14 protein-coding genes, 2 tRNA genes, 1 rRNA gene and 1 riboswitch are annotated in these 16,653 nt (G+C 45.5%); of the genes, 14 read left to right on the forward strand and 3 right to left on the reverse strand.

Annotated features, from left to right (window positions below):
• The first annotated feature begins 25 nt into the window (after window positions 1-25).
• From rrf to thiH, 12 genes are all read left to right on the forward strand, one after another.
• A 5S ribosomal RNA gene (rrf, locus tag L1D60_RS22855) occupies window positions 26-141 on the forward strand.
• A 41-nt stretch (window positions 142-182) separates the two neighbouring features.
• Window positions 183-259 (forward strand) — tRNA-Asp (locus tag L1D60_RS22860).
• Window positions 260-317: 58 nt separating this feature from the next.
• A tRNA-Trp gene (locus L1D60_RS22865) sits at window positions 318-394 on the forward strand.
• 429 nt (window positions 395-823) lie between these two features.
• Window positions 824-2,737 carry a methyl-accepting chemotaxis protein gene (locus tag L1D60_RS22870; RefSeq protein WP_239843114.1) on the forward strand — a complete coding sequence of 638 codons (1,914 nt, stop codon included), beginning with the start codon at window positions 824-826 and terminating at the stop codon, window positions 2,735-2,737.
• A gap of 175 nt (window positions 2,738-2,912) precedes the next feature.
• Window positions 2,913-4,295: a multicopper oxidase family protein gene (locus L1D60_RS22875; protein WP_239843115.1), complete on the forward strand. Its 1,383-nt coding sequence runs from the start codon at window positions 2,913-2,915 to the stop codon at window positions 4,293-4,295.
• 109 nt (window positions 4,296-4,404) lie between these two features.
• Window positions 4,405-4,788 carry a fluoride efflux transporter CrcB gene (gene crcB, locus L1D60_RS22880; RefSeq protein ID WP_032552243.1) on the forward strand — a complete coding sequence of 128 codons (384 nt, stop codon included), beginning with the start codon at window positions 4,405-4,407 and terminating at the stop codon, window positions 4,786-4,788.
• Between the two features lie 66 nt (window positions 4,789-4,854).
• Window positions 4,855-4,953, forward strand: a riboswitch (TPP riboswitch).
• 158 nt (window positions 4,954-5,111) lie between these two features.
• A complete protein-coding gene (gene thiC, locus L1D60_RS22885) occupies window positions 5,112-7,052 on the forward strand; it encodes a phosphomethylpyrimidine synthase ThiC (RefSeq protein ID WP_239843116.1) in 1,941 nt (646 codons plus the stop codon).
• Window positions 7,052-8,434: a thiamine phosphate synthase gene (locus L1D60_RS22890; RefSeq protein ID WP_239843117.1), complete on the forward strand. Its 1,383-nt coding sequence runs from the start codon at window positions 7,052-7,054 to the stop codon at window positions 8,432-8,434. The genes thiC and L1D60_RS22890 overlap by 1 nt, the downstream gene beginning before the upstream one ends.
• Complete coding sequence (locus L1D60_RS22895) at window positions 8,424-9,179, forward strand: HesA/MoeB/ThiF family protein (protein ID WP_239843136.1); 756 nt, start codon at window positions 8,424-8,426, stop codon at window positions 9,177-9,179. The genes L1D60_RS22890 and L1D60_RS22895 overlap by 11 nt, the downstream gene beginning before the upstream one ends.
• Window positions 9,180-9,265: 86 nt before the next feature.
• On the forward strand, window positions 9,266-9,469 hold the full coding sequence (thiS, locus tag L1D60_RS22900) for a sulfur carrier protein ThiS (RefSeq protein ID WP_345772883.1): 204 nt from the start codon (window positions 9,266-9,268) through the stop codon (window positions 9,467-9,469).
• A gap of 4 nt (window positions 9,470-9,473) precedes the next feature.
• The gene (locus L1D60_RS22905; RefSeq protein WP_239843119.1) at window positions 9,474-10,241 is read left to right on the forward strand and encodes a thiazole synthase; all 768 of its coding nucleotides are present in this window, start codon (window positions 9,474-9,476) and stop codon (window positions 10,239-10,241) included.
• A gap of 20 nt (window positions 10,242-10,261) precedes the next feature.
• Window positions 10,262-11,374, forward strand: coding sequence for a 2-iminoacetate synthase ThiH (thiH, locus tag L1D60_RS22910; protein WP_239843120.1), 1,113 nt, complete (start codon window positions 10,262-10,264; stop codon window positions 11,372-11,374).
• Window positions 11,375-11,499: 125 nt separating this feature from the next.
• Here thiH and L1D60_RS22915 read toward each other — a convergent pair whose 3' ends face one another.
• Window positions 11,500-13,290, reverse strand: coding sequence for an aminopeptidase P family protein (locus tag L1D60_RS22915; protein WP_239843121.1), 1,791 nt, complete (start codon window positions 13,288-13,290; stop codon window positions 11,500-11,502).
• A gap of 204 nt (window positions 13,291-13,494) precedes the next feature.
• A complete protein-coding gene (locus L1D60_RS22920) occupies window positions 13,495-14,436 on the reverse strand; it encodes a LysR substrate-binding domain-containing protein (RefSeq protein WP_239843122.1) in 942 nt (313 codons plus the stop codon).
• Window positions 14,437-14,587: 151 nt separating this feature from the next.
• On the opposite strand from L1D60_RS22920, the gene L1D60_RS22925 reads away from it, so the two are divergent.
• Both L1D60_RS22925 and L1D60_RS22930 read left to right on the forward strand, forming a co-directional pair.
• Complete coding sequence (locus L1D60_RS22925) at window positions 14,588-15,733, forward strand: multidrug effflux MFS transporter (RefSeq protein ID WP_239843137.1); 1,146 nt, start codon at window positions 14,588-14,590, stop codon at window positions 15,731-15,733.
• 104 nt (window positions 15,734-15,837) lie between these two features.
• Window positions 15,838-16,119 carry a hypothetical protein gene (locus L1D60_RS22930; protein ID WP_032552254.1) on the forward strand — a complete coding sequence of 94 codons (282 nt, stop codon included), beginning with the start codon at window positions 15,838-15,840 and terminating at the stop codon, window positions 16,117-16,119.
• Between the two features lie 69 nt (window positions 16,120-16,188).
• Here the strand turns inward: L1D60_RS22930 and L1D60_RS22935 are convergent, their stop codons facing one another.
• Window positions 16,189-16,647, reverse strand: a complete 459-nt coding sequence (locus L1D60_RS22935) for a DoxX family protein (RefSeq protein ID WP_239843123.1) — start codon at window positions 16,645-16,647, stop codon at window positions 16,189-16,191.
• Window positions 16,648-16,653 lie beyond the last annotated feature (6 nt).

Raw genomic sequence — 16,653 nt, forward strand, 5'->3', positions numbered from 1 at the left:
CAGCTTTCCAGATTTTAAGAATTTGCTTGGCGACCATAGCGTTGTGGACCCACCTGATTCCATGCCGAACTCAGAAGTGAAACGCAATAGCGCCGATGGTAGTGTGGGGCTTCCCCATGTGAGAGTAGGACATCGCCAGGCTTTAATTTATGGACATTTGCTAAAAGCAAGTAAGCCACTGCGGAGTGGTAGTTCAGTTGGTTAGAATACCGGCCTGTCACGCCGGGGGTCGCGGGTTCGAGTCCCGTCCACTCCGCCACTTATTCGAGAGCCTCGCCTAGTGCGAGGTTTTTTCGAATCTACAGTATTGAAATTTTAGGGGTGTAGCTCCAATTGGCAGAGCAGCGGATTCCAAATCCGCGTGTTGGGAGTTCGAATCTCTCCACCCCTGCCATATATGAAGCCTCAGCAGAAATGCTGGGGCTTTTTTACGTCTATTGCTTCTGCAAAGCAGTGTTGGCATTCAAAGGCTCGTGTCTTTCAATGTGAGCCTTTACGTTATACTGCTGCAGTGTCTGTCCCGTCGCTAATTTCACAGAAATAAGCACATACGTATTTAGAACCGACTTACCAACGTTGCCGATCTTTGGAACCTTAATCCTGAACTGTCAGACTTAGCCGACAACTACCATCTTCCAGTACACAACTAAACCCTTCCACTGTTTAATCAATCTAATCATAGGTTTAATACTTGATTGCATTTATTGGGTGAATGTATTTTGTGCAATAAAAGTGTGATCGACATATTAACTTTATTGCAATGTAATTAAGTTAAGTCTCAATAATGATACATTTGTTCAAATTTATAAAATAGAGCTTAAAAATGAATGTGTTAAGTAGCTTTAAGGGAAGAGTGGTTACCGTTGTCATTCTCTTAATTACAATGTCATTAACGGTATCTAGTTACCTATCCTATCAACAACTTTCAGCGTCAATTGAAGAACGGATTAATGAATATTCGATGCTGAAGATTGAGACCACGAGCGACACTATTACCACTTGGTTAGATACCATTAAATCGGGCTTAGTATCGAATGCACCTGACTTCGTTTCTGTTGATAATGACCAGCAAATTTTATTGATGATCAGACAGATCGCGAATACTTCTCCAGCTTCTGATATTTTGGTTGGTTATGAAGATGGGCGTTCTTACGGGAACAATAGTGGCAAACGCGACCTGTCACAGTATGACCCAAGAACACGAGATTGGTATAAACAGGCAGTTGCTAAGCGCAGCACTATCGTGACAGATATTTACAGTGATGCGTTGACGAAGAGTTTAATGGTCAGCATTGCAGAACCGTTTTATGCACAAGGTCAACTACAAGGTGTATTGCTTGCAGATATCGAGCTTACTCTGCTTGATGAACTGGTAAGAAAAGCGCCTTTCCCTGGGGCTATGATGGGCCTATATGACCAGACCAGTCTAACGATTGCCTCTAATGGAGAAGTTGATGTTCCAGGTGAGACAAAACTCTATGACTTTGCTGATCTCAAGCCACTGACTGATTCTCTGCTGTCTATTCCATCTGGTATGCAAGACTATAGCCTGGGAGGAGTCGACAAAGTGGCTTTCTTCCAAACAATCCGAATTGATGATGGAGTGACTTGGCATTTACTTGTAGGCGTCGACAAATCTATCGCCTATGCAGAGATGGATGAAGCATTAGAAGCCGCCCTCTATTCTGCCATTATTCTACTTACGATCTCTTGTGCGATTTTCCTAGTGATTCTCAACTACGCATACCGACCAATCCTAGCGTTGAAGAGTACGATATTAGATTTATCACAAGGACATGGTGACCTGACACGTCGATTAGAGGTTCATTCTCAGGATGACCTTGGTCAGATAGCACAGGCAGTAAATACGTTTATTAGTAACCTACAGGCAATGATGCTTGAAGTGACCAGTGCTTCAAACCAGATATCGCAAAACATCCATTTACTCGAAGAGCAAACTCATAATAATGAAGCCGTACTGACCTCTCATGCAATGGAGACTACACAGGTAGTCACTGCTATGACAGAGATGAGTTCAACGGCTGATAGTGTCGCTGAGAGCGCTTCTAAGACAGCTGAATTTACTAAGATGACTAATGATGAGGCTAGTCAGTCCAAAGAGGTTGTTGCAAGCGCTGTTCGTAGCGTAGCTGAATTAGTTGATGAGGTTGAAGCTATGGCTCATAGCATTCAATCGATGAACGAAGACTCGCAAAAGATTGGCTCTGTTCTAACGGTTATTGGTGAGATTGCAGACCAAACTAACTTACTCGCACTCAATGCAGCGATTGAAGCAGCGCGAGCAGGAGAGCAAGGGCGTGGCTTTGCGGTGGTTGCTGATGAAGTTCGTGCGCTTGCTGCGAGAACTCAACAAAGTACTTCAGAGATCAACAGCATGTTGGCGAACTTAAATGAGGGAACTAAGACCGTTGTTAAAGCCATGGATGACACCAAAGTACGCTGTGAAGAAACAGCACACACCACAGAAAATGTTAATCAGAGCTTAGACGTAATGGTTAACTCGATTGTGCGAATTAATGATCTTGGCCTTGAGATAGCTACGGCAGCGAGCCAACAAAGTGCAGTAACTGATGAGGTTAGTCGTAACATGACAACGATTCAGGGGATGGTGAATGAACTTACAGATAATGGTGCTCAAGCTACAGCAGGCACAGTTCAATTGACCAATAGCAACAAGCAGCTGCTCGCGATTGTTGGTCGCTTTAAGCTTCAATAGCTTATAACTCGATTGTTGCTTGTAAAGGAGACGGAGACGTCTCCTTTTTATTTGCACCATTCAAAGAAAAAGCGATCTGCTCAAGGCTACCTAAGACTAAAAATTAGATCCGTAATGAGAATTGTTATTAATAATCTGTTACATTTTACGCAGGTTAATTTAAGAGTAGAACAGTATGGATATTTCTCGTCGTCAGTTTATTAAGTCTTCTATTGCTATATCAGCACTGTCCATTTTACCCGCTTGTAGTGTTACTCAATCTGTCGATGAAAAAGGACGATACGTATACGACCTAACGGCTGAGCCGGCCACAGCCGAGTTAGTACCAGGATACACGACTAAAGTACTTGGTTTTGATGGGCAAATACCTGCACCTACCATTCGCTGTCGTCAAGGTGAGAAGGTTGTCATCCGTTTTACTAATAAGCTCGCAGAGCCAACCACAATCCACTGGCATGGCTTAAGAATCCCAATCGAAATGGATGGCGTGCCGTTCCTAAGTCAGCCTCCTATCATGCCTGGAGAGACCTTTGTTTATGAGTTTACTCCACCAGATGCGGGTACTTTCTGGTATCACCCACATATGAATAGCGTTAAGCAGTTAGGAATGGGGTTAGTAGGGCTGATCATTGTTGAAGAGTCTCAGCCCGTTGCTTTTGATGAAGAGTTACCGCTGATGCTTAAACATTGGCATCTTGATAAGCAAGGGCAGTGGAAGGATCTGATGATTCCACGAATGAGTGCTCGTATGGGTACTCCTGGCGAGTGGAGCAGCGTAAATGGTGTTCATGAACCGAACTACCAGATCAAGCAATATGCGACAACACGCCTTCGAATCGCTAATGTCGACAATACGATTACCTATCCTATTGCGGTCGAGGGTGTGGAGGCTTGGGTTATTGCTATCGATGGCAACCCTGTCAAAACCCCTTATCGACTAACACAACATAAGATTGGCCCGGGCATGCGAGTCGATATTGGATTTGTTGCTCCGACTAAGGGCACCACTATAAATGTCTTACAGATGAAAGGACGCTTTCCATTCTCATTATGTTCATTAGAAGTCGTGGACTCAAACTTGCCATCTGAGCAGACATTACCTGCTTTACCACTCAACCCGGTTCCTAATCTAGATCTCGAGAATGCCACCGAAATCGATTTTCTATTTGAGTGGGAGGGAGCGATCAGTCCGACAGGAAAAGATGGCAAGTCGATGCCAAAATTCTGGCTGACGAACAAGCGCGCATGGGAAGGGATGAGTAAGGATAATATTCCTGAACCGCTTGCGACGTTAGAGTTAGGAAAGACATACATTTTCGATCTCAAGAACGTGACTCAGTATCACCACCCGATCCATATCCATGGTCATACATTCACTGTACTTGAGCTGGATGGAAAGAAAGTTGAAGAGCCATTCCATACCGATACGGTTCTGCTTGGTAAGAATGGCAGTGCGAAAGCAGCGTTTGTTGCTGATAATCCTGGCCGTTGGATGTACCACTGTCATGTGATTGAACACATGAAGACGGGCTTGATGGGTTATATCGAAGTAAAGTGACACCTGTAACTTTTTAATCTTGAAATTTATCCAAGTAATTTATTCACTAATTATCTCGAAAAAAAATCGAGTAAGGCTAGAATATCCTTAAGTCTTATGTGGGGGAATTATGGGTCAGTTTTCAATTTTGGGGTTTATTGCCATCGGCGGTGCATTTGGTGCGTGCTCTCGTTATCTAATTTCTGAGTTATGTGTTGTGTTATTGGGTCGTGGTTTTCCATATGGCACCCTGACGGTGAATGTCGTCGGTTCGTTTATTATGGGTCTACTGATCGCAGCATTCGAAAATGAGATGCTCGCAACTGAACCGTGGCGTCAGATCATTGGGTTAGGCTTTTTAGGTGCATTAACAACGTTTTCCACTTTCTCTATGGATAACGTGTTATTGATGCAGCAGGGTGCTTTTTTCAAGATGGGACTCAACGTGCTACTTAATGTGGTATTGAGCATTTCGGCAGCCTGGATTGGTTTTCAGTTGCTAATTAAGAGTTAGTTCTCTAGATTCGTATCAAAATCACACAGGTCGGCTTGGTTTAACCAAGCCGATTTTATATACTGAATTCACTTGTCGGAGTGCCATAAGGCTGAGACCGTTCATTCGGGATCCGTTGAACCTGATCAGGTTAATACCTGCGAAGGGAACAAGAGAAGATATCCTTGCTGGAATTCTCTCTAGCAGACCTATCATTAAGCTAAGCATTAGGCCGTTTTTACCCGCCCTGGGTATACCTATGTTCAGCTCCTCTTGTCGCATCTTTCCGCCAAGCATTTTTATCCGAATTTATTATCTAGAATAACGAAGCAAGGAAAAATGCTATGTCGAATCGCAAGCAAGCGAGACTGGAAGCAAAACAGTTTATAGAAACTCTCTCGGTACAACCGTATCCAAATTCAACCAAGGTTTATGTTGAAGGCTCTCGAGCCGATATTCGTGTCCCAATGCGTGAGATATATCTTGCGGACAGCTTGATCGGTGGTACCAAAGAAGCGCCAATCTTTGAGCCAAATGAGCCTATTCGCGTTTATGACACATCGGGTGTTTACACTGACCCACAACATGAAATCGATCTTTATCACGGCTTACCGAAGCTGCGAGAGGGTTGGATTGAGGAACGTTCAGATACCGAACTACTCGATGACGTGAGTTCGGTTTACACCAAAGAACGCCTTGAAGATGAAACCTTAGATGAGCTTCGTTACGGTAATCTACCACGTATTCGACGTGCTAAAGATGGTCAATGTGTTACTCAGATGCACTATGCGCGTAAGGGGATTATTACGCCTGAGATGGAATACATTGCGCTGCGTGAAAATATGGGTAGAGCCCAGTATCGCGACGAAGTGCTCACACAGCAGCACCCAGGCCAGAGTTTTGGGGCTAACCTGCCTAAAGACATTACACCAGAATTTGTTCGCAAAGAGGTCGCTGAGGGGCGCGCGATTATCCCTTCCAATATTAACCACCCGGAATCGGAACCAATGATTATTGGCCGAAATTTCCTTGTAAAGGTTAACGCAAATATCGGTAACTCTTCCGTGTCATCTTCTATTGAAGAGGAAGTTGAAAAGTTGGTATGGGCAACTCGCTGGGGCGGCGACACAGTAATGGATCTATCTACTGGGCGTAATATCCATGAGACACGCGAATGGATCTTGCGCAATAGCCCAGTGCCGATCGGTACGGTTCCTATGTATCAAGCACTAGAGAAGGTTAATGGCGTTGCTGAGAACCTAAACTGGGAAGTGATGCGAGACACCTTGATTGAGCAAGCTGAGCAGGGCGTTGACTACTTTACGATCCATGCAGGCTTATTACTTCGTTATGTGCCGATGACGGCGAAGCGTGTGACGGGTATCGTTTCGCGAGGCGGTTCAATCATCGCTAAGTGGTGTTTGGCTCATCACCAAGAAAGCTTCCTATATACGAACTTCAGAGAGATCTGTGAGATCTGTGCTAAGTACGATGTCGCTCTATCATTAGGTGATGGTTTACGTCCAGGTTCTGTCGCTGACGCTAATGATGAAGCTCAGTTTGCCGAACTTCGCACACTGGGTGAGTTGACTAAGATTGCTTGGGAATATGATGTTCAGGTAATTATTGAAGGTCCTGGTCACGTGCCTATGCATATGATCAGAGAGAATATGGACGAGCAGCTTGAACATTGTCATGAAGCGCCGTTTTATACGCTAGGCCCACTCACAACAGATATTGCACCCGGCTATGACCATATTACCTCGGGAATAGGTGCTGCGATGATCGGTTGGTACGGCTGTGCGATGCTCTGTTACGTAACACCAAAAGAGCACCTTGGTTTGCCTAACAAAGAAGACGTTAAAACCGGCCTGATTACCTACAAGCTTGCTGCGCATGCAGGCGATTTAGCGAAAGGTCACCCTGGTGCGCAAGTACGTGATAACGCTCTATCAAAAGCGCGTTTTGAGTTCCGTTGGGAAGACCAATTTAACCTTTCTCTTGATCCTGAAACGGCCCGAGCTTTCCATGATGAAACCTTGCCACAAGAGTCAGGTAAGGTTGCTCACTTCTGCTCTATGTGTGGACCTAAATTCTGTTCAATGAAGATATCGCAAGAGGTGCGCGAATACGCCAAAGACACAGAGCAGGTTGCTGCTGACCAAGCGATATCGATTAAAATGCTTGATGATCCACTAGAAGGGATGCGTCAAAAATCGCAAGAGTTCCGTGAAACGGGATCTGAGCTCTATCATCCGGCTGCTACCGCAGAGGTGGCTGATTAATGAATAAAATCCTTATTCCGTCATCATTGATTGAGCTAACTGGCTTGGTTCAACAATGTTTGTTGTTGGCGAAAGAGCAGGGTTTTATTATCGAAAATGTTGAGTTGGGTGTGAGCCCAACTCAATCGATACAGCTCATTCACGACCAACATATCACAAGCCTATCGACCGATATTCTCTCTAGTATTGATTGTTCTCAAGATTCGGATTACATACTCCACTATCGTTCAGAATTGAGCGTTGGAGAGTGTCGCCATCAAGAGTCAAACGACATCTACATTGGTATTCCAGACCAACCGTTGAACGAGGTTCCAAACTCCATTCAATTAGATATCTGGCGTCACCCTATAAATAATGAAGCCAGAGCGCTTTCTGTTGCTCCACACCTAGCCAAGCATTTGTATCCAGAATTGCATTTGGCTTGGTTCGTGACTCTGTCGATACTCGATTTTCCGATCGAGGATGTATTAACTCTAGCGCGAGCGATGATGTCGCCAACAGGGAATGTTTCACGTGAAACATCGGCTTTTGATATCCGCACAATGTCGTCAAATCATGTTTTGAAGATATGGGCATTCGAGTCTAGTGCTTTTCCTACTCCTGTTCTTGAGGATGACCGTTTAGGCATACAAGTTGGCTGGTCTGCTAACGGTGAGAGCGTCGGCTTTCCAACATTAGCCAAGCCTAGTCTCGGGCTCTATCCGGTTGTCGATGATGTATCGTGGATTGAACGTCTATTGCCGATGGGTATTAAAACCATTCAGCTTCGGATTAAAAAACCACAACAAGCAGACCTCGAGCAACAAGTAGAGAAAGCGATCGAATTGGGGCGTCAATACGATGCGCAAGTCTTTATTAATGATTACTGGCAACTTGCCATCAAGCATGGTGCTTATGGTGTTCACCTTGGCCAAGAAGACATCGAAGAGTCAAACCTTGCGCAGTTAAGTAAAGCAGGGGTACATCTTGGTTTGTCGACGCACGGTTATTACGAGTTGCTGAGAATCGTACAGATTCATCCAAGCTATATTGCCTTAGGGCATATCTTCCCAACGACTACCAAAGAGATGCCATCTAAGCCACAAGGTTTAGTTCGCTTAGCTCTGTATCAGAAGCTTATCGATACCATTCCATATGGCATAGCTAAAAGCGGCACCAACCAACAATTAGGCTTTCCAACCGTTGCAATCGGCGGCATTGATCAAAGTAATGCTGACCAGGTTTGGCAGTGTGGTGTATCGAGCCTCGCGGTTGTTCGAGCGATTACTTTATCCAGTGACCCACAGTTGGTGATTGATTTCTTTGCCAACTTGATGGGGGCGAGCCAGGACGTGCTTGTTAGAAAAAATCGGAATGAGCAGAGGGCAGTCTGTGCTGAATGATAAAGAGTTCCTACGTTATCAACGTCAGGTTTCATTACCTGAAGTGGGTGAGAATGGGCAAGTTCAGCTTGGCCAATCTCATGTTTTGGTGATTGGTTGTGGAGGCTTAGGCAGTGCTGCTTGTTTGTATTTAGCATCAGCAGGCATCGGCAAGCTTGTGGTTGTGGATGATGATGCCGTTGAGAGCAGTAACCTACAAAGACAAGTCATATACCGAGAACGAGACCTAGGCACGCCTAAAACCAGTGCGACAGCAAAGCAGTTAGCACAGCTCAATCCTATGGTGCAGGTACGTACCATCAATAAGCGTTTAGACTCCGGTCAGCTTTCACTTGAGGTTATGTTGGCTGATGTGGTTTTGGATTGCAGCGACAACATGACGACAAGACAGTTGATAAACCAAACCTGCTTCGAGCAAAACACCCCGCTTGTATCGGCTGCCGCTATTGGCTGGCAGGGTCAGTTTGCCGTATTTGAAAACCAAGCGTCACAACAGTCAGCTGCTTGTTATCGATGCTTGTATCCATTTGATGAATTAAAACAGACACAAAAATGCAGCGAGTCAGGTGTTGTCGGTCCCGTTGTCGGGACAATGGGAAATTACCAAGCCTTGGCTGCCATTCAAAAGCTGGCGACGGGTAAGTTCTACGTTAAGGCAGGAGAGCTGCACCTCTTTGATGGTTTAAAGATGAAGTGGCAGACGTTAGCGATTACAAAAGAGAACAGCTGTCAGGTTTGCAGTTAGGACTGGGTTATACGCAATATAGAGAATTAAGAGCAATGACATTATTAGAACAAGTAAGCAAACTGGGCGTAGCTGAACGTGATGAAATGATAAAAATCGTCATCAACGAACAGCCGCAACAAATTGCAAATCAAAGCAATCTGCAGCAAATCATCCATCAATTTGAGTTACCTGAAATGGGCTGTGTTTTTGCTATCAATAATACAGTGATACCTCGCAGTGAATGGGGCAGCACGTTACTTAGTGAGGGGGATAGCATCTCCCTATTTCAAGCAATAGCAGGGGGATAATGAGATGCTAAATATCGGAGATAAACAATTTGAATCAAGGCTATTTACAGGTACTGGGAAGTTCGCCAATAGCCAGTTAATGGCTGAAGCGATACAAGCCTCTGGCTCTCAACTCGCGACTATGGCTCTCAAACGTGTAGATGTAAACGACCAGCAAGACGACATCTTACGACCTTTAGTTGAGGCGGGTGTAAGTTTGCTGCCAAATACTTCAGGGGCGAAGAATGCGAAAGATGCTGTGTTTGCTGCGCAGTTAGCTCGTGAGGCATTGGGTACTAATTGGTTAAAACTAGAGATTCACCCAGACCCAAAATACCTGATGCCTGATCCTATTGAAACACTGGCAGCTGCTGAACAATTGGTACGTGAAGGCTTTATTGTTCTGCCTTATTGTCACGCCGACCCAGTATTGTGCAAGAGACTCGAAGAAGTTGGTTGTGCTGCAGTGATGCCGCTTGGTGCTCCAATTGGGTCTAACAAAGGGATTGTATCTCATGACTTCTTAGAGATTATTATCAACCAAGCAAACGTACCAGTCGTGGTTGATGCTGGGATCGGCGCACCTTCTCATGCTGCCCGTGCTATGGAGATGGGAGCCGATGCAGTACTAGTCAATACGGCAATCGCTGCATCGAGCAATCCGGTTGCGATGGCGAGAGCATTCAAACTGGCTGTTGAATCTGGTCGAATGGCTTATGAGGCTGGTTTAGCTGGCAAGGTGTCGCATGCTGTGGCTTCAAGCCCGCTCACTTCTTTCTTAGATGAGCTTTAAAGAATTGACGAGGACTAACCATGAGTTTTGTGGATCAGTTTAATGAGCTCAATTGGGATGACATTTCGATGTCGATCTATGCCAAAACAGCGAGTGATGTTGAACGTGCGTTGAACAAACCCAAGCGCGACTTGGAAGATTTTAAGGCTCTCATTTCTCCTGCTGCAGAGCCTTATCTTGAGCAGATGGCACAGCTGTCGTATTCACTGACACGTAAGCGTTTTGGCAATACGATGTCTTTGTACATACCACTTTATCTGTCAAACCTATGTGCCAATGCGTGTACCTATTGCGGCTTTTCGATGGAGAACCGAATTAAGCGCAAAACACTTGACCGTAATGAGATCACTGCTGAAATCAATGCTATTAAGGCGATGAAGTTTGATAGCGTGTTATTGGTGACCGGTGAGCATGAAACCAAAGTCGGGATGAAATACTTCCGTGAAATGGTTCCGATGATTAAGGATCAGTTTAACTACCTTGCGATGGAAGTGCAGCCTCTCGACCAAGAGCAATATGCAGAGCTTAAAACGCTAGGTCTCGATGCTGTAATGGTTTACCAAGAAACCTATCATCCATCTACCTATGGTGAACACCACCTGCGTGGTAATAAAACAGACTTTGAGTATCGCCTAGATACACCTGATCGTTTGGCCAAAGCAGGCATCGACAAAATTGGTATCGGAGCTTTGATAGGGTTGGAGGAGTGGCGCACAGACTGCTTTTTTGTTGCTGCGCATTTGGATTACCTTGAGCGAACGTATTGGCAAACGCGTTACTCGATCTCATTTCCACGTTTACGCCCATGTGAAGGAGCTTTACAACCTAAGTCAGTGATGACGGATAAGCAGCTAGTGCAGTTGATTTGTGCTTATCGCTTGCTGAACCCTGAGGTTGAACTATCGTTATCGACACGAGAATCGCCGGCGTTTAGGGATAACGTGTTACCTCTTGGTATCACTTCAATGTCTGCCGCATCGAAAACTCAACCTGGGGGCTACGCGATGGACGATGTTGAGCTGGAACAGTTTGAGATCAGTGATGAACGCAGTGCGGCATCGGTAGAGGATATGATCCGTGCGAAGGGTTTTGACCCTGTGTGGCGAGATTGGCACTCAGCTTATTCTGGTTAATCAATACAGATAGTGTTTCACGTGAAACATAAGCCAGAACACATAAAATTTGCTAGGTTACCCAAAACAAAAGGCTCTCCGATGGAGAGCCTTTTTATATACTTAGCAACGGTGATGTTAGCAGCTTATGAGTGTGCTACCGGTAGAGTCGCAGCACGTAGCCACTCTTTCACATCACCTTCGACTAGTGGACCGATGTCATCCCACACTTTCTGATGGTAGTCGTTTAGCCATGCTAGTTCCGGACGCGTTAGCATATCGACATTGATGTTGCGCTTGTCGATTGGGCAACGTGTTAGTGATTCAAATGACAGAACAGGGAAGTCACCTTGAGTTGGTGTTTCAACCACAAGCTCTAGGTTCTCGATACGGATACCAAAGGCATCCGCTCGGTAGTAACCAGGCTCATTAGATAGCACCATACCTTCGGTTAGCGGTACATCAATTTGCTTCTTAGAAATGCTCGCTGGGCCTTCATGAACACTTAGGAAATGACCTACGCCGTGACCTGTGCCGTGATCGTAGTCGTAGCCTTCAGCCCAAAGGTGCTGACGAGCTAGGGTATCGATCTGATAACCACGAGTGCCTTTCGGGAAACGAGCACGAGCAACACCAATATGACCCTTCAGTGCCAAGGTGAACTGCTTGATCATCTCTTGTGATGGTTGCCCGATCGCAATGGTACGAGTGATATCGGTTGTGCCATCTAGGTACTGACCGCCTGAATCGACAAGATAAAGGCTATTAAGCTCAAGCTTACCTGGCTCTGGTTGATTCTCATGGTTGTAGTGACACATTGCTGCGTTACCACCGGCTGCAGAAATAGTATCAAAGCTAAGATCCATGAGTGTTGGATCTTGCTGACGGAAAGCTTCTAACTTATCAGATAGTGTCGCTTCATCGTGTAGGTTACCTGCTGCAACTTCAGCATCTAACCAACATAAGAACTGAGTCATCGCTACACCATCGCGAACATGACACGCCTTCATACCTGCGATTTCGATAGCATTTTTCGCCGCTTTTGGCATAAGACACGGGTCTGCTTTGCTGACTACGTTCGCGCCTGAATTTTGCAGCACTAGCTTAAACCATGCGTTGCTGGTTGCAGGATCCACAAGTACGTTTTTACCAGTAAGCACTTCTAAACGAGATTGAAGTGCTTCTGGGTGATGAACAGTAACACCAGCACCAACGTGTGCATCAAACTCAGCAGGGATGCGTGCCGGGTCTAAAAAGAACTCAACACTAGAGTTTGAATGCAGAATTGCGTGAGAGAGCAGAACAGGTAAACGTGATACATCTAAACCACGTACATTGAGCAGCCAACAAACAGAGTCTAGAGCAGTGATAACTGCGCTATCAGCGCCTGCCTTTTTAACAAGCTCAGCGATCTCTTGACGTTTACTTTCGCTTGATTGACCAACAGCGTCTGTTGGCATTAGGCGCACGTCGGAAACAACAGGTGCAGGGCGGTCGCTCCACAATTCATCGATAGGGTTGCTTTCTAAGATCTTAAGTTCAATGTCACCCGTTAGTTTTGCGTGTGCAACGTCTAGCCATGCGGAATTATGCATACGAGGGTCGATAGCAACAGATGCACCCTGAGCAAGGTGATCGTTGATCCAATCAAGAGCTGGCTCTTCAATCAGGTGACGATATTCGAAAAGCTCCGCTGGCACCTGTTTGGTCACTTGGACTGTGTAGCGGCCATCGACAAACATTGCTGCTTTGTCTTTAGTGATCACAGCAGCTCCAGCTGAACCCGTGAAGCCTGTTAACCAATGTAGACGCTCATTGTGAGCCGGTACGTATTCGCCCAAGTACTCGTCTTCGTGTGGGACAAGTAGGGCATCAATATTGTGTTGTGCTAGCCATTCGCGAATTGCATTCACGCGGCTTTGAGTATCGTTATGCATCTGTGTTTATTCCTTCAAATTACCGCTCCTTGATGCTCAGGTGTGGGCGCTGTGTCCATCTGCTTAAAGCTAGATATGGGTCAACTGAACAAGGACGATATTTCAATTGAGCTGGAATACAACTGGCCATAGATGAGCCAAAAAGGACTATCGACAGTTAAGCTACTCATTTTATCGCAAGAGAGCAAACGGCGTACGTCATTTTTATCTAAGGTGTAGGGTTTTTTCTTTGATGATATCTCGCAACCATGTCAGTGCTGGGTCATTCTCTCTGTCTCTATGCCAGAACAGAGTGTATGCCATCGGTGGGAATTCCAGCGGCAAAGGTACAACAACGAGATCCATCTGTTTTGCAACAAGATAAGTAAAATGACTTGGCGCAGTGAACACAAAATCGGTGTAGGTACATAAGCTCGCAGCACTATTGAAATCAGGCACCGAAATGGCGATATCACGCTGTCTACCTATGTCAGCAAGCTTATAGTCGAGTAACCAGCGGTCGTTGCCATCGCATCTCACTTGAACATGTCGCTGTGACAGGTATGTCTCTAAATCCCAGTTGCGCTCGAGGGCTGGGTGATTGCGTCTTAACACACACATTTGTGCGTCTCGATAAATCTCTTGTTCGCAGATATCGTCAGGGGGCAACATGGTAAGGCGTGCATCATTGATATCGATGTCTTTGCCGGTTAAACCGATATCGATCTCACCAAGTTGCAGCTTTTTAAAGGTTTGCTCCGACCACGCGTGAGTATTGATATTGACGTGCGGTGCTTGCTGGAAAATCGCAGGCAGAAAGTGCGGTAGGATAAGTGGATAAACACTCTCAACGGCAGCAATGTGGAAGCTGTGGTCACTATTGTAAGGCGTGAATGTTTCCGGCTGTGTCAGCACTTCGAGCTGGTTAATTAAATTTTCTAACCTTGGTTTGAGGAATACGGCTTTAGGCGTTGGTCGCAAACCATGAGCACTCCGTGTAAACAGGGGGTCATCAAATTGCTCCCTAAGTTTTGCTAACGACTTACTCACTGCAGACTGGCTCAAGCAGAGTCTATGGGCAGTACGTGTGACGCTGAGCTCTTCAAGGAGAACCTGCAAGCAGACCAACAAATTGAGGTCGATTCGAGATAATTTTTCGAGATTCATGAGATTTTCCATATGGGAATAATGGTAATGAGTATAAGCCATTTTTGTTCATATCTTTAGTTGGTTATGATTCGCAACATCATTTATCAACTAGGAAAATCGCGTGTCTGTGCATTCATCCCCGAGTAAGTTGCAAGTAGCATTATTGGCAATGCTTGTTCTATTTAGCCCATTAGCTATCGATATCTACTTACCAGCTTTGCCTCAAATCTCTGAGACGTTCCACGTGGAACATGCATTAGCGCAAGACACCATCACCTGGTTTCTATTCGCGATGGGTGTCGGCCAACTATTTGCTGGCCCTCTAGCGGACAAATTAGGTCGCCGAACTGTTGCCCTTGGCGGTATCAGCATCTATGCAGTGAGCGCTTGCTTGGCGTGGGCCGCTCAATCGATTGATATGATGTTGATGGCTCGACTGCTTCAAGGATTAGGAGCGTGTGCAACATCCGTTGCTGCGTTTGCAACAGTTCGCGATCTATTTGGTCCCGAAAAAAGTGGCAAGATGATCAGCTACCTCAATGGTGCGATCTGCTTCATCCCAGCGCTGGCACCTATTTTAGGTAGTTGGCTAACTCAAGAGTTTGGTTGGCGCTCGAACTTCAGCTTCATGGCTGGATTTGCTGTGATTGTTGGCGCAATCTTGTTCTTCCAAATGAAAGAGACCAACCCTGCGACAGAGAAGGTTGCGGTATTTAAGTTCGAGCGTTACTGGTCGGTACTCAAAACGCCATCGTTTATCTTCCACGCATCGCTGTGTTTGATGGCAATGGCAGTAATATTAGCTTATGTAACCTCGGCTCCAGTGGTACTGATGGAAAACCTCGGCTTGAGCATGAATGAGTTTACCTTCTGGTTTGGTATTAACGCGGCTTTCAATATCGTTGCTGCATTCACGGCACCTAAGTTCATGGATCGCTTTGGTACTTACAAGACATTAGTCGTTGGTATTCTACTGCTGGGTTTAGCGGGTGCACTTATGTTGGTGCTGGTGAACCAAGCAACAGCACTAGCGTTCATGTTCCCAATCTTCTTATCTTCCGTTGGTTTTGCATGGATTCTGGGTGCATCTGCTGGTAAAGCGCTAGAGCCATTTGGTGACCGAGCGGGTACAGCTGCTGCACTACTAGGTCTGTTCCAAATGAGTGGCTCAGGTTTGTTGGTTGGTACTATGCAGCGCCTACAACTGGAGCCGCAAGTGATGATCGCATTGCAGATGTTCCTGATTGTTCCAGCACTATTTGTGCTGTTTGGTAAGGCTGGAAAATCCTGGCATGGCGTTCTTAAGCAGGCATAAGTCAACTGGGTGACAAATTATACAGATGGACAGTTTTTCCGTCGTTAAAACATGGTATATTTGTCGTTCATTAATATGTGAACATCACAACGGATAATACTGTAATGTCATTAACAACCTACGAAATGGCACGCGTCTTAGAACAAATGGAAGACGCTCCTGAAAAGGTCATGTTTGGAAAATTGCTGAACGAGCTTGGTAACCAAAGTGGCGAGCGCATTCGCAGTGCTGCAAAGCAGGTTCCAATTAACACACTACGCGATATTGTTTTTCAATTTCAAAGCGTGATTGAAGACCGTAAAGGTGAGCAAGTTCAATTGTTAGCAAAAGAGATGGTAGAGCAAGGCATTTCTGCAGAAGATCTACAGGCATTTCTAAACAAGTAATGGTGTGATGTTACTTGGTAAATAAAAACCACTCGAATGAGTGGTTTTTTTGATCTTGAGAAGCAGTGGTTAGCCTCGGAATTGTCGTTTTAGGATATGGTCAAGTGAGAAAGGGCCAGCTCCCCACACAATCACAATCAGTATCATTAATCCCCAAAGTTGGTGATCGTAGAAACCTTGTTCCCAAAGCACTGGGTAAGAGACAACGGCTATCACGTTGAAGGCGAACAAGACCACAGCCATAGGTCGACTCAACAAACCTAATGCAATAAACACTGGCAGAATCAATTCAGCGGCTGTGCCCATATAAGCCGCCATTTCCCATGGAATAAGCGGAACTTGATATTCAAGTTCGAATAGAAAGAGTGTGCTGTCCCAAGTCGCTATCTTGGTCAGTCCTGAGTTGAAGAATACCCAAGCAACCCATAAACGACAAAGCAGCAGTAGCGCTGGAACAAACAGGGCCTGGAACTTATCAACGAGGCTATCGTACTGAGCCATCATGTTGGTCACGGTATTGTTATCCATTTTATT

Source organism: Vibrio sp. Isolate30 (genome assembly GCF_022397975.1).
GTDB lineage: Bacteria > Pseudomonadota > Gammaproteobacteria > Enterobacterales > Vibrionaceae > Vibrio > Vibrio fortis.